This is a genomic window from Glaciimonas sp. PAMC28666, assembly GCF_016917355.1.
GTDB lineage: Bacteria > Pseudomonadota > Gammaproteobacteria > Burkholderiales > Burkholderiaceae_D > Glaciimonas.
Window position 1 is genome coordinate 571,403 of record NZ_CP070304.1, and the last position, 23,400, is coordinate 594,802.

Here is a 23,400-nt window from a genome sequence, read left to right on the forward strand (position 1 = left end):
CCGTGCTATCAGCAGTCGGCGGCAAATCCCACTTTTTTTATTTCACGAGGGAGCAAGAAGCATCCATCGGTTTGAATGCCTGATCAGCGGGGATGGTTGATAACAATTTCAAATAATCCCAAGGGCCTTTCGACTCTGCTGGCGTTTTGACCTGATACAAATACATGTCGTGGATCACCCTGCCATCGGGACGAATCGAAGCATTCCGCATAACGGCATCATTAATAGGAATTTCACGCATCTTTTTGGCAACGATATTTGCGTCGTGGGATTTTGTCGCAGCCGCTGCCTTCAGATAATGGTAAACACTGGAATACACCCCTGCGTGCACCATGGTTGGCTTATTGCCTTTGTCCAGCGCTTCAAAACGTTTGGCAAAACTACGCGTGTCATTGTCGAAATCCCAGTAAAAACCGTCGGTGTACACCAAGCCCTGCGCGTCCTTTAAGCCCAGTGCATGCACATCAGACAAAAACACCAGCAAAGCAGCCAGACGTTGGTCTTTGGTGCCAATACCAAACGAGCGCGCCTGCTTGATCGCATTGACGGTGTCCTGACCGCCGTTGGCTAAGCCGATCACCTGGGCCTTGGAACTTTGTGCTTGTAATAAGAATGATGAGAGATCACTGGCGTTGAGCGGATGGCGTACGGAGCCGACCACAGTACCGCCCAATCGTTTAACCACATCGCTGGCATCTTTTTCCAGCGATTGTCCGAAAGCGTAATCAACAGTCACGAAATACCAGGATTTTTGTCCCATCTTGGTTAAGGCGGCTGCCGCACCGGCGGCTTGTGAATAGGTATCGAACATCCAATGGAAGCCGTTCGGTGCGCACTCGGCGTTGGTCAATACAGTGGTCGCGGGGCCGCTATACATTGCGATTCCACCTTTTTCACGGATCAGGCGCTGCACCGCCAATGCAACGGATGAATTGGTGAGGTCGGCGATGGCATCGACTTTATCGCGATCCAGCCATTCGCGTGCTTTGGAGGCGCCAATGTCAGCTTTATTTTGGTGATCTGCGCTCAATAACTCTATTTTCATGCCCTTGCACTCGGCCTTCATGCAATCTTCTATCGCCATTTTGGCTGCCACGACCGAACCAGGACCGCCCATACCTGAATACGGTCCCGACATGTCGGTCAATATACCGATCTTATATACGTCGGGAGCTTGGGCATGGACCAATGGGGAACTTGCCAATAATGCAATTGCCAGAGCAGCGAAGCTGCGCGTAAACACCTTGTAAGGCATGGTTGTCTCCTGATTATTATTAATATAGTGTGGGCGTATTCTGCATGTGCATTATTATTGGGACAATATAAAAAAAATCACAATGGCTTTGCATTTTTACAAAGCACGGATAATCTTGGAAAATATCACGATGGCGACACTGGATTGGGACAACCTGCGCGTATTTCTGGAACTGACACGTAGCCAGGGATTAGTCGATGCGGCAAAAAAACTGGGGGTAGATCACTCAACGGTCTCGCGTCGCATGCGTCGATTTGAAGAGCAAGTCGGAAGCCAGTTATTTGAGCGCAACAACCAGGGCTATACGTTGACTGCAGAAGGTCATCGATTAATCGAATACGCAGAACAGGTGGAGAGCACGGTCTATGCTGCGGCAGAAGAATTGAGCGGACATAACCGGTTGCTTTCCGGACAAGTCAGACTCGGCGCGACCGAAGGCTTCGGCACCTTTGTATTGGCACCGCATCTGGCACACTTCTGCGCCCGTCACCCCCATATCAGCGTCGACCTGCTGCCGGTACCGCGCTTTGTTAACTTATCGAAACGCGAGGCCGATATTAGCGTCACCCTTGAACGTCCGCAGAGCGGTAATTTTGTTATGACCAAACTGACAGATTACCTATTAAAAGTATATGCAACCCCTGCTTATCTGGCCGCCCACCCCGCGATAAGTTCGATGGAAGATCTGGCCGCGCATCCGTTCATCGGTTACGTGGATGATTTGGTGTTTACGGAGCAATTGCGCTACAAGGAAAACGTTGCCCCTTCAGCTTTTCGCGCATTTCGCAGTACCAGTGTGATCGCCCAATATACGGCGGCGCGCAGAGGTCAGGGATTGGCGATTTTGCCTTGTTTTCTGGCGCAGCAAAGCAATGATCTGGTGCCGGTGCTGGATGGACAAGTCGATATACAGCGCACATTCTGGCTAGTTGCAGCTGCGGAAACGCGAAATGTGGCGCGGGTCGCTGCCCTGTGGACTTATCTACGCGACGTGATGGAGCCGAACCGCCCCTTTTTGATGGGAGAGTCGCGCGAGATGGTCTGGCTGGATTAAAGGGAAAGCCAGCCCGAAGTCGGATTGTGTGCATCAAACCTAGCCCGTCAGAGCGGATTTATTCACGGCTCCAATAGCGCTTTTTATCAAGAATTCGACGTAAAAATGATCACTCAGACCATTTCCGCACCGAGACTCATTATTCCGACCGGCTCTCGATACGTTATAATCGCGACTTCCCGGTAATGCCCAATTGCAGCGGCCGCTATAGCAGTCCAAGCGCATCTCCCATTTTTTTGACACCTATCAAGGCAAGCGACCGTAGTCGTTTGAAGCACGCATCATGCAAGAACCCATTTCAGCGCAGCCGCCCGTCGATCAAGCCAATGAGGAGATTGACCAGGCAAGCGATCATGCCAACGACTCTACCAGCGCTTCCACCAACGACTCTGCCGAAGTTTCCGCTAACAACGTATCGCTTGAACAAATTGCCAGCGAAGTCGGACGCCGTCGTACGTTCGGTATCATTTCCCATCCCGATGCAGGCAAAACCACGCTGACAGAAAAACTGTTGCTGTTTTCCGGCGCGATTCAGTTAGCAGGTACCGTCAAGGGTCGTAAAAGCGGGCGTCACGCGACCTCGGACTGGATGGAAATCGAAAAACAACGTGGCATCTCGGTCGCCAGTTCGGTCATGCAATTTGAATACCGCGATCACGTGGTCAATTTGCTCGACACCCCCGGTCACCAGGATTTCTCGGAAGATACTTACCGCGTATTGACGGCTGTTGACTCGGCGCTGATGGTGATTGATGCTGCTAAAGGTGTCGAAACCCAGACCATCAAGTTGCTGAATGTTTGCCGCATGCGTAACACACCGATTATTACGTTGATGAATAAGATGGATCGCGAAACCCGTGATCCGCTCGAACTGCTGGATGAGCTGGAGACGGTGCTGAAAATCCAGTGCGCACCGGTTACTTGGCCCATCGGCATGGGCAAATCATTCCGCGGTGTATATCACTTGCTGCGTGATGAAATTTTGTTATTTGCCCCAGGTAGTGAAAAAGCCGACCAGACCTTTGAAGTGATCAAGGGCATCGATAATCCCCGCCTTGACGAAATGTTCCCGCGCGAGGTTGAGCAGTTGCGGATGGAAGTTGAATTGGTACACGGTGCTTCGCATCCGTTCGACAAAGAAGCATTTTTGGCTGGTGTGCAGACGCCTGTATTTTTCGGGTCTGCGATCAACAACTTCGGTATCCGGGAAATATTAAATGCGCTGATCGACTGGGCGCAACCGCCGGGAGCACGCGATGCAACTGTTCGTACCGTCGCGCCGACAGAGAAACCATTCTCAGGCTTTGTGTTCAAGATCCAGGCCAACATGGACCCCGCGCATCGTGACCGCATCGCTTTCCTGCGCGTCTGCTCGGGCCATTTTGAACGCGGCATGAAAATCAAACATCTGCGCCTTAATCGGGAAATTAAGGTTTCAAACGTCGTGACCTTCATGGCATCGAGTCGTGAACAGGTCGAGGAAGCGTTTGCGGGCGACATTATCGGCCTGCCAAACCACGGTAATATGCAAATCGGCGACAGTTTCTCAGAAGGTGAATTGCTGCAGTTCACCGGGATTCCCTACTTTGCACCAGATTTTTTCCGTTCGGTACGCATTCGCAATCCCTTGAAAATTAAACAACTGCACAAAGGTTTGCAGCAGTTGGGCGAAGAAGGTGCGATTCAGGTATTCAAACCGGTTTCAAGTAGTGATCTGGTACTAGGTGGCGTCGGTGTGCTGCAATTTGAGGTGGTTGCCAGTCGATTGCTGAACGAATACGGCGTAGACGCCGTATTTGAAGGCACCAGCATCAGCAGCGCCCGCTGGATTAGTTGCGCCGATAAAAAAATGTTGGCGGACTTCGAAAGATCGTCTGCGGGAAATTACCTTGCCCACGATGCTGCCGGGAATCTGGCTTATCTGGCAAGTTCTGGCGTGAATCTGCGTCTGGCGCAAGAGCGCTGGCCGCAGATAACCTTCCATGAGACACGCGAACACGCGGTCAAACTTTCCTAAACTGAGGGCTGAGGGCTGAAGGCTGAAGGTTGAAGGTTCAGCTATCGACGCACTTATTCAGACGAAAAAAAACGATCCGATTGGACCGTTTTTTTTCTTGTAAATCGATACGACAACAACGCCGTATTCGATTTCACATTCACTACGATTTAGTTCAAGCTTTATAAACTTGGGTATTATCGACCGCTGCGAGCTTGGCATTCTGATATTCCAGTTCCTGCTCTGGATCAACTTTACCATCCAGTTGCTGATGCAAGCGTGCCTCGTCCAGATCGCCGGACCACTTAGCGACCAGAATTGTGGCTACGCCATTGCCGACAGTATTTGTCAATGCACGTGCTTCAGACATGAAACGATCAATACCTAGAATCAAGGCCAGTCCGGCTACAGGGACATGGCCAACGGTCGACAAAGTCGCTGCCAAAACAATGAAGCCGCTTCCAGTTACCCCCGCTGCACCCTTTGAGGTCAATAACAGCACCAGAAGCAGCGTTATTTGATGCCAAATCGTTAATGGTGTATCGGTTGCCTGAGCAATAAAGATTGCTGCCATGGTCAGATAGATCGACGTGCCATCCAGATTGAACGAATAACCAGTCGGGATTACCAGGCCAACGACTGATTGCTTGGCGCCGAGGTTTTCCATCTTAGCCATCAAACGCGGTAATACCGATTCCGATGAAGACGTACCGAGAACGATCAGCAGTTCTTCCTTGATGTACTTCACGAACTTCCACACGCTGAAACCGTTCAACCGTGTGACGATGCCGAGCACAACAAAAACAAATAGCAAACAGGTTGCGTAAAACAAGCCCATCAGTTTGCCCAGGGAGAGCAACGAACCAATACCGTATTTACCGATAGTGAAGGCCATTGCACCAAACGCGCCGATTGGCGCCACGCGCATAATCAAGCCAACAATGCCGAATAATACGTGCGAAAATTTCTCGATAAAATCGAATATCAGAGTGCCACGACCGCCAAAGCGGTGAAGCGCAAATCCAAACAGCACCGAAATTAACAGCACTTGTAGAATGTCGCCTTGGGCAAACGCACCGACGAAGCTGCTCGGAATAATATGGGAAATGAAATCGACAGTTGAACCCATCGAGTTTGGCGCGGTATAGGCAGTGATGGCCTTAGTATCGATCGTCGAAACGTCGATATGCATACCTGCACCCGGCTGAAAAATGTTGATCATGATCAAACCGACGATCAAAGCGACGGTACTCATGACCTCAAAGTACAACAAGGCCATACCACCGGTCTTGCCGACCTTTTTCATGTCTTCCATGCCAGCGATACCGATCACCACCGTACAGAAAATCACCGGTGCGATGATCATCTTGATGAGCTGAATGAAACCGTCACCCAGGGGCTTCATGGAAGCGCCGGTTTGCGGGAAAAAGTGACCAATCAAAACGCCAATGATAATGGCGGTCAGTACCTGAACATATAGTGACTTATACAGCGGCTTTTTTGCCATTTTATCTCTCCATTTACACGTATTGTGCTTAGAATTTTTCTACTTGCAGCCCAACTTTGCTAACTTTGCACCATTTAGCGCCAAAAAGCCAACAATAGCCGCACAGCATTTTTTCCCCGGCGTACCTTTTCTTTTCAGACTTACTTCATCATTCCGGGCAATAAACCGGTTATTGAAAAAGGTGATAAAAATTGAGAAAGTGCGCAACTTTAGCTGAACCGGACCGCATCGTTCAAGTTATTTACCGCGATATGTGGAAATCACTTAGCCTGGATCACAACGAATGTTGAGGGGCTAAGCCAGAGAATCGCATCGTTCGGAATATTGAACGACGCTGTGGCATCGAGAAAGCACTTCCCTCTTACGGGGATTCGCGTATTTATTAAGTAATAGCTCTTACTGCACGATCGCCGGATAGACCTTTACCAAAACGATCCGGGGTCCGTTCATTTTTTTCACGACTATATCAAATCCGTCGAAGGCCACTTTTTGGCCTTCTTGTGGGAGATTGCCAAGCTTCGCCATGATCAATCCGCCGACCGAATCGACATCTTCGATTTCTTCGATATCACCACCCAAAATACGCTCCAGGGAAAAGATCGGCAAACTTCCCTTCCCTACCAAAGTGCCATCCGGTAGCCGCGTCCAATCATTGTCGTTCAAGCGGAATTCATCACGAATTTCGCCGACCAGGGCGCCCAAGAGGTTATCAAGCGTAATAAAGCCACGCGGAACCAGCCCTTTTTTTCCAATAATAGCGAAATGTGGCGCGCCACTGCGCACCAGCCGAAATAGCGCGAGAGCCGACATTCGTGAGGAAATATATTGCACCGGACGCAGGTACTCTTTCAAGCTATCGATCGATTTTCCCTCCTGTTGCGCAAAAAACAGGTCCTTCATGTGCACAACCCCGAGGACAGTCATACCGTCAACGTCAAAATAGGGATAACGACTGAACCGGTTACGGTAAATAATTTGTAGATTTTCATGCAGACTTAAGTTGGCATGCAGTGCAGCGACTTCATTGATTGGTCGCATCAAATCCGAAACTTCAAGCTCGCTGAAATCCAATGTCTGCGCAAGCACATTCCATTCATCGGGCGTGAATCTCTCACCGGAGCGACTGCTGCGTAAGATTAATTTCAACTCGTCGGCGGAATACTGCGTATCGTGACCCTGGCCCTGCGCTAAGCCAACCACTTTCAATAATCCGTTCGCACTGGCATTTAACAACCATATTGCCGGATACATCATCCAATAAAAACCATACAACGGCAATGCGCTCCACATTCCTACCACTTCCGGATTACGAATGGCCATGGTCTTGGGTGCCAGCTCGCCCACCACAATGTGCAAAAAGGAAATCACAAAAAATGCGAAGAAAAAGGAGACACCGTGTATCAGCTCCGGGGATGTAATGCCAATCCAGCCGAAAACCGGCTCTAACAGTCCGGCAAAGGCCGGCTCTCCGATCCATCCCAGACCGAGCGAGGCCAACGTGATACCTAGCTGACAAGCTGATAAATAGGCATCTAACTGACGGTGCACCGTCGATAAAATCCGTCCCCGGGCGCCGTGTTTTTTGGCGATAGCGCGAATTCGGGTTTGACGCAACTTTACCAAACTGAATTCGGCGGCAACAAAAAAGCCATTGAGCGCAACTAAAAATAGCGCAGCAATGACTAATAACAGGTTATTCAATGCGACTCTTTCCAAAGATAGAAAGCACTAAGTATAGGCGAACGGCTGGCACGCAGTGTGTTGCGTTTCCAGACCAGGCTAAAATAAGTACGGCGCTAACGCCTGAGACGGACGGCTGAGTCGGCAAGTTAAGAGAAATCAAAGTCCACCTGCACGTCCATGCAGCTATCGATAAACGCGATATGGCACACAACAACAATTCAAAATAATAAGTGTTTCGTTTTATAAAGCGCAAAAAAACAGCGATTTCTCGCTGCTTTTTCAATATATTGCACTGGCCCCAGTGCCGTTCCACGACGAATTTGGAAAAGGCCGTTTTATGAACGCTTCTAATAGCCCAACAAATTACATCATCGTTGCCAGAGCACATTGACGATAATGCTCTGCCGCCTTGTCGCCCTGTTCCAAACCTTCGTGCAACTGAGCAAGTTTCAGGTGCGCTTCACGCACAGTGCGTGGTTCGGTTGCATTCGATAAAGCTTGCTGTAAATGGCGCTGGGCCTTGCCCCACAATTTTTGCTTCAGACAGAACGTGCCAAGCGTCAGCGCTAACTCCGCATCCTGCGGCTCAACGGTTGTCCAGGCCTCGCATCGTTCAATTTGACTCCGCAACGCGGGCGTTCCTTCGCCTGCAATTGATTCACGATAGACCCGCATTAATCGAACGTCCCACTCCACCATCAGTGACTTCTCGATCATGTTTCGGGCTTCGTCCTGCATTTCCCGCTGGGTAAAAGCGCGCGCAGCACGAACGACCAGCGATGGCTTGAGGCGATCTTCGGCAGGAATCGTCAGCCACAAACGCTGTAGTGACTCTGCGTCATGCGATGCATCTTTCAATAAATCGTCATAGGCCAGCTCGCGCAGGCGGCTCGACAGCACGGGATTCAACGCGTCATGCTTGTCCAATGTCCTGACAAGTCGCAGGACTTCGGGCCAGTCCTTGGCTTGCTGGTTGGCTTTGAGAGCCAACCGCAACGCTTGGATATGGCGAATTCCACTGGCATTTAATTGACTCACAGCTGCCAATGCGGCCTGCGGTTTATGCTCGTCCACCAATAAATTAAGCGTCGTCATCAAACGCGCGGTTTTCATCGCATCCTTGTCTTCAATACTCGAGAGCCAGATGTCGCGGCGTTCAAACTGTCCCATCCGATGCGCGGCGCGGGCTGCAATCAGCGCAGCGACGCCAAGGTTGTCGTTTAATTCAGCCGCGCGCGTGGCTGCCTTTTCCGCGTGGCCGAAACGGCCCTCAAACAACGATTTGAGCGCATCACGCAGCGCTTTATTGGATTTTTCCTCACGCTTGTGGCGACGATAAGAGATGACTTTGCCGGGTAACTTTTGCGTGGTCCGGATTGCGCGGACCAGTATATATAAGGCGATAAAGAACAGCGCCTGCAATAAGAGGAAAAAATTCAGCGACAAGTCGATTCGCTTGAAGGAATAAAATAACGCTACGTTACCAACGTTGTAGCGCGCAGCAACTGCCAAACCTATGGCAGCCGCGAACAGGGCAATGATCCAAAGAAAAAATCGCATAAACCTATCGCTTGTTTTTGTAAGTACGGATCGCAGCCAAACTATCCAGCGTTGGCATATTGATTGACAAATTATTACCTTGTATTTGTTTTAACAGCGCTTGCGCGGTCTGCGTCTGCTTGGCACGCGTATCGAAATATTTGGTGATGGTTTCTTGCGCCGCGATCAGATCGCTGCGGAAAGCCGATTCATTGTGCGATAACAGTCCAAGCCGCGCGTTCAGCAGGCGCAACTTCAGATTTTCCCGAGCGTAGTAAGCCTGAGTCGGTGATAGCAGCAACGCATCGGGCGAGTTGACCGTCCGTACCCGTATCAATTGGCTAACCTCACCCCATAAGTCTGCGGTCCAACTTTTCCAGAGATCCTTAATCACGCCGCTCCAGTCGGTGCTGACGTGGCCGTTTATGGAGGTTGTGTGGTCTGTCGCTGCCTTACTGTCCGATTTGCCATCGCGCGTTTTTGAGGCTATCGATCCGGCCGGGTGCGGTCCTTTGCTGTAGAGCTTCTCGACCGGTGGACTGATTGGCGGGCTGACAGGTTCGCTGGCAATTGCTACCGGCTGGACATCAGACAACAACGGAAGGCTGTCTATTTGACCGATTAAACTATCGAGCCGCACCGCGATGCCGGTGGTATCAAGCGTCGGTAGCGCTTTCAGACGGTCAATATCATGCGCGATGGCGCTCCGAATAACGACAAATTGCGGTTTGTCGGATCGTGCCAGATTTTTATCGGCATTCTCCAATGCGATCAAGGCACCCGGCACATTACCGGCCAGCTGCAATTGCTGACTGGCAGTAGACAAGACGTCTTCGACTTCCGACAGCGCCCAATCGTCACCATTTTTGGAAAGATCCTGATACAACTGCGCAAGGGCCAGCTGCTGACTCTGCGCTTCAATTTGCTTGTTCTCCAGCACAGCAACCTTTGCCTCGAGTTCTTTGGTGCCATCCTGGACCGACTTCACCACGACTTTAGTATCGTTGTTAGAGCTATCACCCACTTGTAAGCGGCGCGCCATCTCTGTGCGTAACTTCACGTTTTCGTTGTGAGAGCTCCACCATTGCGCGGCCAGCAAAACTGTCACAATTAACAGCAGCACATAAACCGTCCGCAACTGCTTATTGGCATTCTTGCCATTATTTAAGGCGTATGGCTGCAATACGGGAGTATGCGGCGACGGGTTGACGGTTGGACCAGCGGGCTGGTGCGATGGGGAGGGTGATTGCGGTTCAGTCATAGTTCGAATTGTAACGCGTCAAGTAGTCGTCCGTCCCCTGAGCCTGTCAGGGTTACGGTAGTAAATCCTAACGCATGTGCCGTATCGGCAATGCGGGCGTGTGGAACCAGTAAGTTTTTATGTTGCATTTTTACAACATTCGTATCAGTTTGTGTCACATTTTTCAGCGCAGATACCATTTGCATCAGGTTTCTCAGGGCTTCCGAACTGGTTACTATCCAGTCGTTTTCAGACATGAGCAAATGCTGCAGTTGCGTCGAAACCGCTGGCGTCATCTCCGGTGCCTGACGGCGGTACGCTGCCAGTGGCCATACTTCGACCCCATTCGCGCGCAAAGTGTCGGCTAACAATTCGCGTCCGCCATCACCACGTACGATCAATACACGCTTTCCACATAAGCCGGGCAGGTCCAACGCTTTTAATAAACCCTCAGAGTCCGTTTTCGCGCTGTCGGCCGGACTATAAATAGGTACATTTTGAGCATGGATGCCGTGCCGTGCAAGTGCCAGTCGGCTCCCTTCGCCCACAATTCCGATGCCCACCCCGGCGGGCCATTGCTGTATGTACTCAAAAGCGGCATCGATTGCATTTGGACTAACAAACGCCACCAGTGTAAAGCGATCAAGCTGCGCCAAGGTGGCTTTTAATTCGGTGTCATCGTTCAGCGGAGAAATTTCCAGTAATGGAAAAAAAATCGCTTCTCCGCCCCGTGCGGTGATCTCTTGCGCCAGCAGTTTCGCCTGTGCCAAAGGCCGGGTTATAACGATCGGCCGCAATCCATTCATATTTACCCTACTCCTTCCGCCGCTGCCTCATCGTACATACTTCATCGTACATACTTCATCGTACCTAATTCATCGTGCCTAATTCATCGCACCTGCTCTTGATCAACTGCAAACGTTCGGCTCAAGCGTCCTCGGCGAAGTCGACTTTACACGCCTCCAAAATTGCCGCCGCCCCTTGCTCTTCAAGTAATATGGCAATCCGCTTTCCCAACGCTTCGGGAGCATCAGCGGCACCAATGATATCGGCGGTGACTGTACGTAAACCGTCGGGAGTCCCAATCATTGCGCGCAAACGCATATCGTGGCCTTCGATCGTTGCAAACGCTGCCAGAGGAATCTGGCAACTACCGCCAAAAACGCGCGATAAGGTCCGTTCAGCAGTGACGGCTTGAGACGTCGGCAAATGATTCAAGAGTGCCAATGCGCGCTGCAGGTCTTCTCGACCTTCGCAGATTTCAATTGCCATTGCACCCTGACCGGGGGCAGGAAGACTTTGTTCCGGCGCAATCACCGCTTTAATTCGTTCAGGCAGCCCCAGACGCTTCAAACCCGCTGCGGCAAGAATAATAGCTGCATATTCACCGTTATCCAGTTTTCCCAAGCGCGTATCGAGATTGCCGCGCAATGGTTTGATCACGAGATGCGGAAAGCGTGCGGCAATCAACGCCTGACGCCGTAAACTACTGGTACCGACAATCGCACCTGCGGGCAACGCGCCAAGAGAAGCGTAGTCATTCGACACAAAAGCATCGCGTGGGTCTTCCCGCTCCAACACTGCCGCAAGCGTAAAGCCTGCTGGCAAATCCATCGGCATATCCTTCAACGAATGCACCGCTAAATCGGCGCGGCCTTCTGCCATGGCGACTTCCAGCTCCTTGACAAAAAGCCCCTTCCCTCCAACTTTAGATAACGTCCGGTCAAGAATTTGATCTCCGCGCGTTGTCATGCCAAGTATTTCGATGACGCAGTCCGGATATAATTCAAGCAATCTGTCGCGCACGTGTTCGGCCTGCCACATGGCTAAGCGACTTTCGCGGGAGGCAATTATTAATCTGGTAGGGGGAGAAATTTTCAACACAAACTCTTTCATGTTTTATCAAAGCAGCCAGATCTGGCGTTATCCGCACCGTCAGGACGCGTGCTCTCGGAGCAAATTCTAGCATGCGCACTTTTATCTCCGTACTAACAATCTTTGGAAAAGGCATCTGACAACCCTATTTTTGCGCTTTAGCGGTTAATCGGCGAGATCGTAGTGTCGTTCGTCGTGTCGCTAAAGAGCATTTCAAAACACGAACACCCTTTAATGGGCCTGAGTATTGTTAATTGAACTGCTATTCGATCCTTAATTGAGTTACTGTCTAAGTCTTTGGTTGTAATCGAGCTGACAAGTTTATCGTTGGCTAATCTATATCTATCTATATTCCTTTAGAAAAGCAGACAGCACGTCCACCATGGCAAAACACCCGACCCCCTCCCCATCTACCGCTCGCACCAAGAGTTCCCTTCCAAATAAAGACGCTCCGCTTAAAGAAGACATCCGCTTATTAGGACGTCTGCTAGGCGATGTCTTGCGCGATCAGGAGGGCGATGCTGTATTCGACGTAGTCGAAACAATTCGTCAGACCGCCGTCCGTTTCCGCCGCGAATCAGATCAGCAAGCCGGAGCCGATCTCGATAAATTATTGAAAAAACTGACGCGTGACCAGACCAATTCTGTTGTCCGTGCATTTTCGTATTTCTCCCATTTGGCAAATATTGCCGAAGATCAGCACCACAATCGCCGCCGCCGCGCCCATTTGCTGGCTGGATCAGCTGCGCAGCCTGGCAGCGTTGCCCATGCGTTGACCAAACTTGATGATGCTGGCGTCTCCGGCGTTACGGTGCGCAACTTTCTGAAAGATGCCCTCATTTCGCCTGTATTGACCGCGCATCCGACTGAAGTACAGCGCAAGAGTATTCTCGATGCCGAGCGAGAAATTGCCCGGCTTTTAGCTGATCGTGACCAGCCGCACACCCCAAAAGAATTACGCGATAACAGCGAACTCTTACGCGGACGTATCGCCACTTTGTGGCAGACCCGCATGTTGCGCTATTCGAAGCTTACCGTCGCCGATGAGATAGAAAACGCCCTGTCCTATCACCGAATCACTTTTTTACGCGAATTGCCGGCGTTGTACGATGACATAGAATCCGAAATCGCCACCCAGTTTCCGACCCGCGCCCGTCAATCCGGCGCCATCGCGCCGTTAGCTCCCTTCGTGCAGATGGGAAGCTGGATCGGCGGAGACCGTGATGGCAATCCGAATGTCAACGCTGGCACCATGCAGCATGCGTTGCAACGGCAATCAACCACGATCCTCGACTTCTATCTTGAAGAAGTACATCAATTAGGGGCTGAACTCTCCGTCTCAACCCTGATGGTTGGGGTTAGCCCAGAGTTAGAGGCATTGGCGCAATCTTCGCCGGATACCTCAGACCATCGTTCTGACGAACCCTATCGCCGTGCGTTGATTGGCATTTACGCCAGACTCGCTGCCACTGCACGCGATCTCGGCGCCACCAATATCTTGCGCAACGAAGTGGGTGCTGCTTCCCACTACATCACCGTGTCTGAATTTACGCAAGAACTGCAAATCATCGAGGACTCGTTGGTCGCCAATCATGGTGGAGCACTTGTCAAGCCTCGCTTGTCCACTCTTAAGCGTGCCAGCCAAATTTTCGGTTTTCACCTGGCTTCACTTGACATGCGCCAAAGCTCTGATGTCCATGAACGCGTACTCACTGAGTTGTTCGCGCGCTCGAATGTGGAACCACACTACAATCAACTCAACGAAGACAAAAAAATCGTTCTGCTGTTAGCCAAATTATCGAATCCGCGCCCGCTTTTTTCTCAGTATATTAACTACTCTGACGAGACCAATTCAGAGCTAAGCATCCTGCGCATGGCGCGTGAAATTCGGCAGCGCTACGGTGCACGTGCGATTCGGAACTACATCATCTCGCACACTGAAACCGTGTCTGACCTGCTTGAAGTCATGGTGCTGCAACAAGAAACCGGATTGGTGCGTATCCCATTGGATGCGGTCGATCTGGACACCAAGGCAGTCGCCAACAGTGAACCGGAGTTAATGGTCATTCCGTTATTTGAAACCATCCCGGACCTGCGCGCTGCCGCCGAGATAATGCAAAACTGGATGGCACTTCCGCCGGTAGCCAGACTCATCGTCGAACAAGGCCGTCTGCAAGAAGTCATGCTCGGGTATTCGGACTCAAATAAAGACGGTGGCTTCCTGACCTCAAATTGGGAACTGTATAAAGCAGAAATCGAACTGGTGCGGGTATTCAACACAGCGGGCGTAAAACTGCGGCTGTTCCACGGACGGGGCGGCACAGTTGGTCGTGGCGGCGGTCCAAGCTACCAAGCCATCCTGGCGCAACCGCCTGGCACCGTGAATGGTCAAATTCGGTTAACTGAACAAGGTGAAATTATTGCGTCAAAGTTTTCTAATCCAGAAATCGGACGACGCAATCTGGAACTGCTGGTAGCGGCAACATTGGAAGCCAGTCTGATGCCGCATACTGCGGTCGGCAAACAAGCCCAAAAGCTCAGCGAATTCGAACAATTAATGGACGGATTATCAGAGCGCGCCTATCAGGCCTACCGCCATCTGGTCTACGAAACGCCCGGATTTACCGATTATTTCTTTGAAGCGACGCCCATCGCAGAAATCGCAGAACTGAATATTGGTTCGCGTCCCGCTTCTCGCAAGTCAACCCGCCGGATTGAAGATTTACGGGCGATTCCATGGGGATTCTCGTGGGGACAATGCCGTCTATTGTTACCGGGATGGTATGGTTTTGGGAGCGCGCTATCAGGATGGCTGAACGAAGACGATGCCAAAAGCAAAGCCCAGAAAATGACGCTATTGCGCACCATGTATAAAGAATGGCCGTTTTTTGCCACGCTATTGTCGAACATGGATATGGTGCTTTCCAAAACCGATCTGGCGGTGGCGTCGCGTTACGCGGCATTGGTGACTGATAGAAAATTGCGGAATAGCATTTTCAAACGCATCTCTCAGGAACATGAACTCACCAGCGGCTTGCTGTCGTCCATCACCGGTGCCAAGGAACGACTTGCGAACAATCCGTTGCTGGCACGCTCCATAAAAAATCGCTTCGCCTATCTCGATCCACTGAATCACTTGCAGGTGGAGCTAATCAAACGTCATCGCAGTGTCACGGCATCAGGCAAAACGACTGAAGAGCGGGTTAAGCGTGGGATTCATTTAAGCATCAACGGCATCGCAGCGGGATTGCGAAATACCGGTTAACGCGCGGATTGCATTCATCGCCCCCAACACGGGCAAGAAACGAAAATCCGACTATATCAACCCGTTGATGTAGTCGGATTTTTGTTTGCCTCAAGCGAATCGCAAATCCGCCAGTGCGGTAAGCGCTTGTCGAAAATGGTGCCTGGATTGCCAATTTCCATTTCGTGATCTGAAAAATGTCACTTCGCATCTGGCATCCCTGAATTATCTGAACCGTTTTGTAAGTCTCAGGTTTTTCTCTCGAAAAAATAGATAAGCCCACATCGTTTTAGGAAATGTCTCGTATCCGTACATTGACGCTAACTATACAGTTCTCCCATACACAATTATTCATAAATGGGAGCGAAAATGTATCATACGAAATTTTCACTAGGCAACAGAATTCGGGTTGCCATTGCGGATGATCACCCTCTCACACTATCGGGTCTCAACCTATTGGTGCGGCAATGCGAAAATATGGTCGTCATCGGCCTCGCTGTAAGTCCCGGCTCACTTTTCGAGGTCTTGAGGAAAGCAGACTGTGACGTTCTGGTCACGGATCTATCGATGCCAGTCGAAAACGAAATTGATGGATTAGAAATGATACGCACGATACGGCTTCAATTTCCGACAGTTGCAGTAGTCATTCTGACGGCAACCAGAAAACCTGCGCTCTATCATGCGTTATTAACGTTAGGGGTGTGTGCGATTGTTCACAAGAAAGGGGAAAGCGCAGAAATTGCGGAGGCCATCAATAAAGCCTGTGAAGGCAAAGTATTTCTGGGGCAAAGCAGCGCTGAACTGATGAAGCAAGAGCAGCTAATCACGGTAGAGGAGCGGGATGCACGGCAAAGTTTAACTTCACGAGAGGTGGGAATATTGCGCCTTTTTTCAACAGGTATTTCAGCAAATGAGATAGCTAAAAAAATTCATCGCAGCATTAAAACGATTAGTCACCATAAGCGCTCGGCAATGGTCAAATTAAAATTGGAGACGGACCTTCAACTCATGCGCTATTTTGCCGAAAATAGGCTCGACGATCATCTGGATTAATTAATTTAAAATACGCAGAGCAAGGCCAGAATACGGCCTTTATCAGCTCTGTCATTCGATCAAGTGCATGTCATTGCCTCGGCGTTCGCTTTATCTCACATGGCGAGACCACGCCCCATCGACAATGTAATCAAATAGTCCTCAATTCAATCATCATGAACGAACAAAAAACCAGACTACTTCATAACTTCCGGGCGCAGCCTAGGGAGCAAAGTATAGCCAGTTGCCGTGAGACCTAAAGTAACCGCTGCAAGAACATGGCCGAGCCCATTTCGGGGTCCAGCTCATAATTGATAAAACCGCACGACTTATACAAGCCGCGGGCGGGCGCGTTACCTTCTAATACTTCCAGCGTCACTTTGCAGCAGCCAAGCTTTTCCGCAAGACTCGTCGCGTGCTCGACTAATTGTCGCCCTATGCCCCTCCCCTGAAATTGAGGCGATACTGCGAGATCGTGGATATTCAGTAGAGGTTGACAAGAAAACGTCGAAAAGCCTTCCATACAAATGGCTAATCCCGCTGGCGCGTTTCCTACGAAAGCCAGTAAGGGCTGAATTGCACTTCTTTTTTTAAATGCAGAGATTAAATTTTCTTTTGCAAAATCGGAAAGCGGGTGGTTACCACCCATGCGATCAGATGCGTACATATCGAGTAAATTGACTATGGCCTGCGCATGCTGAGGATTATTTAAATCTGCGCTGACTATCTTGATTATTTCTTTCATGGATTCGCTTTAACTGAAGTTGCCTGACGTTAATTTATCACCTTATTTTTATGGCGTGGCCATGATTCTGTAGAATCATGGCATATCCAATCTACTCGTATTTTTACAATCACCATGCCTAAAATCGAACCTATCCCTTTCCCTCCTCTCGCCGCCGATCTCAAATCGTTTATTGAGGGTTTACCGAAAGCAGAACTACACTTACATATCGAGGGGACGCTGGAACCGGAGTTATTGTTCGCCCTGGCGCAACGCAATCAGGTCAAATTAGCGTATGCGACCATTGAGGAATTAAGGGCGGCTTATGCATTCACCGATCTACAGTCGTTTTTAGATCTGTATTACGCTGGCGCCGCGGTGCTGCTGACAGAGCAAGATTTTTATGAAATGACGGCTGCTTACATTGTGCACTGTCGAGCCGACAACGTGCGTCATGCTGAAATTTTCTTTGATCCGCAAACCCATACCGAGCGTGGCATTGGTATTGAAGTCGTCTTCGCGGGTATTGCGCGCGCGTTACGTGAGGCCCGGCAGGCGCATGGCTTTAGCAGCGCCATGATCATGTCGTTCTTACGCCATCTGTCCGAAGAGGATGCATTTACGACGCTGGAAGCAGCACTACCGCTACGAGAGCAATATCAAGATTTATGGATCGGGATTGGCCTCGATTCTGCAGAACAAGGGAATCCGCCAGAAAAATTTGCCAAGGTTTTTGCGCGCTGCGCCCAACTTGGCTTCCGTCTCGTGGCGCACGCCGGCGAAGAAGGTCCGCCGGAATATGTCCGCAATGCGCTGGATGTGCTTCACGTTGAACGCATCGATCATGGTGTACGCAGCGAAGAAGATCCCATATTGATGGAACGATTGGCAAAACAACGCACGCCGCTAACAGTGTGCCCATTGTCAAACCTTAAGCTATGCGTGGTGAGCCACTTGGGCGATCACAATTTGGCACGTTTACTGCACGCAGGGTTGGCCGTCACTATCAACTCGGATGATCCAGCGTATTTCGGTGGCTATATGAACGCGAACTATCTGGCCGTCGCCGAATCGCTGCAGCTTAACCGCGCAGAGTTGATCAAACTCACGCGCAACAGCTTCGAAGCCAGCTTTTTGCCGACAATCGAAAAACAACGTTTGCTGGAGGAATTGGACGGCTACTGTAGCGCTCATCAAACGCATTAGGGGCACAGACCAGCGGGGCAGTTTTGCCCCGCAAAACGTCAGCGCTCAATACCATCTGCCGTTCGACCTACTTTATAGGCGAACGGTTATTCACCGCACCGGTCCAGACAAAAAAAAGCCCGCGAAGACCTTTCGGTTGCGGGCTGAATCCAAACCTTAGGAGGTGTTGGAGGAGACAGGTGTAACTATATCGAGTCTTTGAGCCGCTGTATGCTGAATAATTCACATACCTGTTATTTTCAAAACGGATAACTAGCCAGTGAGATGCCATTCCGGCGGCATTTTACGCCCTCTATCAAAACGTTTATCGGATCGCGTGGTCCAATATAATGGAAATACGTTCCATCACTAGCCAACGTAACGATAACCGGGAGAGCGATATGAATGATAAGGAAAAACGCGACGAATTTGCGGATGAGCTTACGCGTCGCTTCGATGAATTAACCCACTGGGCTATCGAACACTGGCCAGTAGCATCATTTCCACTGATGCCGTCCGACTTTTCTGAATCAGGAAAAGAAATCAGCGAAATCTTAGGACCTAAACTTGCTCAGGGTGAAAGCGATAACAGCAACGACCCACAGATCACATCTCAATCGGAGCATGAGCCACAGTACGTCAACGTGACACCGATGCCCTGGCCCTGACAAGAATATGGGTGATTGAAATGTTAGGGCGCACCAAATTTGTGCCGTTTTTCCTCAAACGGTTTTCCTTAGATAACGCGAGCATAAAAAAGTTTACATTATTTTGATAAGGGATCTTGCTAGTCCGTCATTTTTCGAGCAATATCGAAAAGGCACCATTTATCGTGCAGCACCCTAAAAAACTAACACCAGAATGTAATTCAGAAAGCAGCCTGCTCACCGGCGCACAGCAATCCCACCCGTGGAGATTACGATGGATAACGTATTAGCTGCACCGCGTCTTACACGCGCAGGGATTTTGTTTTCAGTGATCGTAGATTACCGTCATTACCAATGTCTGGTCCCGGCCGCGACGCTTGCGGTGCTATCGCATTCGAAAGATCCAAAACTTGATCTGTTAAATACGTACCGGGCTTTTCAGACCAAGATCGAAGGAGTGGCGAGAAGGGTTATCAACGCCGGAGTTGCCGGCGTGCCAGTGGTTGTCAGTAGCGGCTACTTCCATTAATTTTTGCCCCTGCTCCCTATACATAACCGCCCTACATTGAGAGATGTTTCTCCGGAAAAGTGCGGCCTTCAAATAGGGCTTTTAAAGTGTCGTTTCTGGTTCGCGCAATTGTCGAGTGCCACCCAGTTTTTTAACGCATTCCGTTACAGCGAGCATCTGAGTGCTCAAGCAGACTAATGTTGCGCTTGATGGACTGATCAGCGACGATCATTATTTATTCTGTCCAGCTGCTGGTGCTACTGGTACTGTAGGTATTGCAGGCGTTACTCGAACGGCCGGAGTGACAGGCAAAACAGGGGCAACGGGTACTGCCGGTGCGATTGCAACGGCTGGACTCGACGCGGCCGATGCAGCGGACGGCGTCGATATCGTTGTTTGCGGTAGAGGTGTTACTTTCTTCTGACACCCTGTCAGCGAACCAACCAATAAAGCAATCGCAAATACAATTTGATGAATCCGCATAATTAATCCTCTATCGTTTCAACTTAAATTAATCTTCGCCGGCGGGTGACTTCTCAAAATTTAGACCTCGTTTCGACAAATGGTTCCTCCCTGTTCCACCGCCCCGGTCATGCACGATGCTCGACCTCCAGCTTCTAGCCACCTATTCAAGTGCGCAGCGATACCCTTCCGATAGGCAAATCGTCCAGAATTAAAGCGATTAAAATCCCGCCGGGGTCTATAAAACAAATGGTACGAAATGCGCGGGGTCCATGTCCTGTATATACTGATGAACGGATTGTCTCGTGCCTTTCAACATACAAATAGTGAGTAATATTATGCAAAATACTGAAGACCTCGGTAAGTTTATTCTTCGTGCGACTTTAGCGATTTTGATTCTTTTTCATGGGATTTCGAAAATTTTTAGTGGCCCCGGGTATGTGGTCGGATTGGTCAGTCAAGCAGGCTTACCACCAGCGGTCGCCTACCTTGTCTACGTCGGCGAGGTATTGGCACCCATCATGATCTTGCTGGGTATATGGACGCGGGTTGGTGCTTTAATCATCGTGATAAATATGTTGTTTGCGTTTTCACTGGTGCATAGCAAGCAGCTGATGACGTTGTCCGGCACCGGAGGCTGGGGCTTAGAGCTACAGGGATTTTATTTGTTTATAGCACTGGCGATTCTGCTTCTCGGCGCTGGTCGGCTGAGCATGGGTGGCAGAGCAGGACGTTGGAATTAAATGTTTTTAGCAGCACCGGGTACCGGAATAGACGGTTCCTGGTGCAATTGTCAAATGGCAAATGGCAAATGGCAAATCTCAATGATTGTGAATACGGAACCGTTTTAGATCGACACCTCATCAACTAGCATCCCTGTTAAAAAAGGGTCAATACCCTGGATTCCCAGAATAGTTCGCATCCTGCTTTTTTTGACTACGCGTTAACTGGCATTTCCGCCTGGTCTGTCCCCTCTTCCTTCTCAATACATCCAAATCCGCGTAGGCGGGTTTTTTTGGCCTTTTCTTTCTATTAAAAATTTATATCGTAATTTGATATAATTTCGTTCTCCCTTGATCTAAATCGCTACCAAATGCCCCCTGACACTATCTCTCCCCTTACAAAATCGGACTTCGAAGCACTTTCGGCATTCCGCTATCAATTGCGGAAATTCTTACGCTTCAGCGAAGAAGCGGCACAAAAAAATGGCGTCACTCCGCAGCAATATTTACTTTTGTTGCACGTCAAAGGCTCTCCTGGCCGCGATTGGTCCACCGTAGGCGAACTTGCCGAGCGCCTGCAGTCCCAGCATCACAGCGTGGTCGCCTTGGTTTCCCGTTGCGAGAAGCTATTGTTGGTGCAACGCCGCACCGGTGAAATCGACAGGCGTCAGGTAAATGTGCATCTTTTACCTGCTGGCGAACGCTGTTTAGCGACCCTTGCCACCCTTCATCACGAAGAACTAAACACATTGACGGACACTTTCCGTATCCCCCATATCAATTTTGAAAAAACATCATGAGTGATCCGCATCCTCCACGTCAACAGCCGTCTAATCACGCCAAGCTCCACCACCTGAGGCGCGATTTTTCGGCCGACCCACGGCTTTTAAAAATTTCCCTCATCGCAGTTGTCGTCGGCTGCTGTGGAACATTGGCTGCATTCGTATTAGTGGGGCTGATCCACCTCTTTACAAATTTATTTTTCTTCCAGAGCTGGTCGTTCGCTGCACGTTCACCGGCAGAGAATCATCTCGGCATTTGGGTCATTTTTCTACCAATAACGGGCGGCCTGATCGTTGGCCTGATTGCCCGTTTTGGAAGTGAAAAAATCCGTGGTCACGGCATCCCTGAAGCCATTGAAGCAATCTTGTTCGGCAAAAGTAAAATGTCGGCCAAGGTCGCGATATTGAAGCCATTATCCTCAGGAGTAGTCATTGGCAGCGGCGGGCCGTTTGGTGCCGAAGGACCAATCATCATGACCGGCGGCGCAATAGGCTCGTTGATCGCGCAGCATTTCCATGTCACCTCGGCAGAACGGAAAACGTTATTAGTTGCCGGTGCTACCGCGGGCATGACGGCTATTTTTGGCACCCCTATTGCGGCTGTCTTGCTGGCAGTCGAGTTATTGCTGTTCGAATTGCGACCTCGCAGTTTATTGCCGGTCATTGTTGCTTGTACTGTGGCCGGCTTTACCCGCCCGCTACTTTTGGATGCAGGCCCCCTATTTCCACTTCAAACCGGCGTAGTTGGCATCACGACGATGTTTTCCTGCGTGATTGCAGGTATTTGCGGCGGGGCGCTATCGGCATTTATGTCGACAGCGCTGTATAAAATCGAAGACCTGTTTCACAAGTTACCGATTCATTGGATGTGGTGGCCGGCAATCGGCGGAGTGATGGTCGGAATTGGCGGATATTTCGAGCCCCGCGCTCTAGGGGTCGGTTACGACGTGATTGGCGATCTCCTGAATAATCATTTGGCGGTGCAGGTGGTCGTAGGTTTGCTACTTGTTAAGGCTGTTATCTGGATGCTGGCTCTTGGCTCCGGCACATCTGGCGGTGTACTCGCTCCGTTGTTGATTATCGGTGCAGGGCTCGGAACGGTTCTTGGCCCATATCTGCCGGGCGGCGATGCTCATCTGTGGCCTTTAGTCTGCATGGCAGCGGTATTAGCCGGCGTTCTGGGCGCGCCGCTGACGGCTGCGGTGTTTGCCTTTGGATTAACACATGACACAAACGCATTGCTGCCACTGTTATTAGCCTCCGGTGTGGCTTATGGCTTTACAGTTTTAACCATGCGGCGATCAATCATGACCGAAAAAATTGCCCGTCGCGGCTTTCATATTTATCGGGAATACGGGGTCGACCCGCTGGAACGACAGCATGTCGATGAAATCAAAAGTAGCGACGTCACGTCGATAGCGTCCAATCTGAGCATCGGTGAAACGTTGACACGCTATTTTGGGGTTGATCAAAAATATCGCTGTTATCCGGTTGTTGATGCGGATCAGCGCTTATGCGGGATGCTAGATCGGGCTAGCTTTCATCCCCTGGCTAACCCTGAGGTCGCCCTGTCAACGATATTTCTCCCATCCGATGACCATCATCCGCTGGTTTTCGCACTGCCGGGTGAAACTTGCCGCATTGCCGCAGCTAGGATGGCATCGCATCACCTTGAGCGACTGCCCGTGGTATCGGATTCCCAGTCGAAACGTCTGATCGGTATTGTTAGCCGCAGCGATCTGATCAAGACCTACCAATCCTACTTTGATGAGGAGCAAAAGCGCGAACGTCTTTTTGACCCGCAAACGGTCACTGAAAGTCAATAGTCAAATTTAAGGTTCGTGATGTCAGTTTATCGACGCAAAGACTCCGATAACTGACGCCAGCCACCTGACCTGTAAAAAAATCTAAACTAATAAAGGCTTGCGTTCCTCGCCTTGGCAGA

19 protein-coding genes are annotated in these 23,400 nt (G+C 50.3%); 11 read left to right on the top strand and 8 right to left on the bottom strand.

Annotated features, from left to right (window positions below; all coding sequences use genetic code 11):
• Window positions 1-37: 37 nt before the first annotated feature.
• Window positions 38-1,255 carry an ABC transporter substrate-binding protein gene (locus JQN73_RS02525; RefSeq protein WP_205321578.1) on the bottom strand — a complete coding sequence of 406 codons (1,218 nt, stop codon included), beginning with the start codon at window positions 1,253-1,255 and terminating at the stop codon, window positions 38-40.
• A 130-nt stretch (window positions 1,256-1,385) separates the two neighbouring features.
• On the opposite strand from JQN73_RS02525, the gene JQN73_RS02530 reads away from it, so the two are divergent.
• Both JQN73_RS02530 and JQN73_RS02535 read left to right on the top strand, forming a co-directional pair.
• Window positions 1,386-2,309, top strand: a complete 924-nt coding sequence (locus JQN73_RS02530; protein WP_205321580.1) for a LysR family transcriptional regulator — start codon at window positions 1,386-1,388, stop codon at window positions 2,307-2,309.
• Between the two features lie 283 nt (window positions 2,310-2,592).
• Window positions 2,593-4,326, top strand: a complete 1,734-nt coding sequence (locus JQN73_RS02535; RefSeq protein WP_240162401.1) for a peptide chain release factor 3 — start codon at window positions 2,593-2,595, stop codon at window positions 4,324-4,326.
• Between the two features lie 154 nt (window positions 4,327-4,480).
• Here the strand turns inward: JQN73_RS02535 and JQN73_RS02540 are convergent, their stop codons facing one another.
• The 6 genes from JQN73_RS02540 to hemC form a co-directional block, all read right to left on the bottom strand.
• On the bottom strand, window positions 4,481-5,812 hold the full coding sequence (locus tag JQN73_RS02540) for a dicarboxylate/amino acid:cation symporter (RefSeq protein ID WP_205321581.1): 1,332 nt from the start codon (window positions 5,810-5,812) through the stop codon (window positions 4,481-4,483).
• A 396-nt stretch (window positions 5,813-6,208) separates the two neighbouring features.
• Window positions 6,209-7,513 (bottom strand): hemolysin family protein, encoded by a 1,305-nt coding sequence (locus JQN73_RS02545; RefSeq protein WP_205321584.1) that lies wholly within the window; start codon window positions 7,511-7,513, stop codon window positions 6,209-6,211.
• 345 nt (window positions 7,514-7,858) lie between these two features.
• A complete protein-coding gene (locus tag JQN73_RS02550) occupies window positions 7,859-9,055 on the bottom strand; it encodes a heme biosynthesis HemY N-terminal domain-containing protein (protein ID WP_205321586.1) in 1,197 nt (398 codons plus the stop codon).
• Window positions 9,056-9,059: 4 nt separating this feature from the next.
• On the bottom strand, window positions 9,060-10,295 hold the full coding sequence (locus tag JQN73_RS02555) for a uroporphyrinogen-III C-methyltransferase (RefSeq protein WP_205321588.1): 1,236 nt from the start codon (window positions 10,293-10,295) through the stop codon (window positions 9,060-9,062).
• Entirely contained in the window at window positions 10,292-11,080 is a 789-nt protein-coding gene (locus JQN73_RS02560) for a uroporphyrinogen-III synthase (protein ID WP_205321590.1), read from the bottom strand. Before JQN73_RS02560 ends, JQN73_RS02555 begins: the two co-directional genes overlap by 4 nt.
• Before the next feature lie 121 nt (window positions 11,081-11,201).
• The gene (gene hemC, locus JQN73_RS02565) at window positions 11,202-12,170 is read right to left on the bottom strand and encodes a hydroxymethylbilane synthase (protein WP_205321592.1); all 969 of its coding nucleotides are present in this window, start codon (window positions 12,168-12,170) and stop codon (window positions 11,202-11,204) included.
• A gap of 361 nt (window positions 12,171-12,531) precedes the next feature.
• On the opposite strand from hemC, the gene ppc reads away from it, so the two are divergent.
• Both ppc and JQN73_RS02575 read left to right on the top strand, forming a co-directional pair.
• Window positions 12,532-15,414 (top strand): phosphoenolpyruvate carboxylase, encoded by a 2,883-nt coding sequence (gene ppc, locus JQN73_RS02570; protein WP_205321594.1) that lies wholly within the window; start codon window positions 12,532-12,534, stop codon window positions 15,412-15,414.
• 348 nt (window positions 15,415-15,762) lie between these two features.
• Complete coding sequence (locus JQN73_RS02575) at window positions 15,763-16,446, top strand: response regulator transcription factor (RefSeq protein ID WP_205321596.1); 684 nt, start codon at window positions 15,763-15,765, stop codon at window positions 16,444-16,446.
• Window positions 16,447-16,681: 235 nt separating this feature from the next.
• Here the strand turns inward: JQN73_RS02575 and JQN73_RS02580 are convergent, their stop codons facing one another.
• Window positions 16,682-17,170: a GNAT family N-acetyltransferase gene (locus JQN73_RS02580; RefSeq protein ID WP_205321598.1), complete on the bottom strand. Its 489-nt coding sequence runs from the start codon at window positions 17,168-17,170 to the stop codon at window positions 16,682-16,684.
• Window positions 17,171-17,284: 114 nt separating this feature from the next.
• Here JQN73_RS02580 and JQN73_RS02585 point away from each other — a divergent pair, with 114 nt between their 5' ends.
• The 7 genes from JQN73_RS02585 to JQN73_RS02615 all read left to right on the top strand — a co-directional run bounded on the left by JQN73_RS02585 (window position 17,285) and on the right by JQN73_RS02615 (window position 23,281).
• Window positions 17,285-18,355: an adenosine deaminase gene (locus JQN73_RS02585; RefSeq protein ID WP_205321600.1), complete on the top strand. Its 1,071-nt coding sequence runs from the start codon at window positions 17,285-17,287 to the stop codon at window positions 18,353-18,355.
• A 380-nt stretch (window positions 18,356-18,735) separates the two neighbouring features.
• Entirely contained in the window at window positions 18,736-19,002 is a 267-nt protein-coding gene (locus tag JQN73_RS02590) for a hypothetical protein (RefSeq protein ID WP_205321602.1), read from the top strand.
• A 253-nt stretch (window positions 19,003-19,255) separates the two neighbouring features.
• Complete coding sequence (locus tag JQN73_RS02595; protein WP_205321604.1) at window positions 19,256-19,510, top strand: DUF1488 family protein; 255 nt, start codon at window positions 19,256-19,258, stop codon at window positions 19,508-19,510.
• A gap of 160 nt (window positions 19,511-19,670) precedes the next feature.
• Window positions 19,671-19,913 carry a hypothetical protein gene (locus tag JQN73_RS02600; protein WP_205321605.1) on the top strand — a complete coding sequence of 81 codons (243 nt, stop codon included), beginning with the start codon at window positions 19,671-19,673 and terminating at the stop codon, window positions 19,911-19,913.
• A gap of 376 nt (window positions 19,914-20,289) precedes the next feature.
• Window positions 20,290-20,694: a DoxX family protein gene (locus JQN73_RS02605; protein WP_205321607.1), complete on the top strand. Its 405-nt coding sequence runs from the start codon at window positions 20,290-20,292 to the stop codon at window positions 20,692-20,694.
• A gap of 350 nt (window positions 20,695-21,044) precedes the next feature.
• Window positions 21,045-21,473: a MarR family winged helix-turn-helix transcriptional regulator gene (locus JQN73_RS02610; protein ID WP_205321609.1), complete on the top strand. Its 429-nt coding sequence runs from the start codon at window positions 21,045-21,047 to the stop codon at window positions 21,471-21,473.
• Window positions 21,470-23,281 (top strand): chloride channel protein, encoded by a 1,812-nt coding sequence (locus tag JQN73_RS02615; protein WP_205321611.1) that lies wholly within the window; start codon window positions 21,470-21,472, stop codon window positions 23,279-23,281. The genes JQN73_RS02610 and JQN73_RS02615 overlap by 4 nt, the downstream gene beginning before the upstream one ends.
• Window positions 23,282-23,400 lie beyond the last annotated feature (119 nt).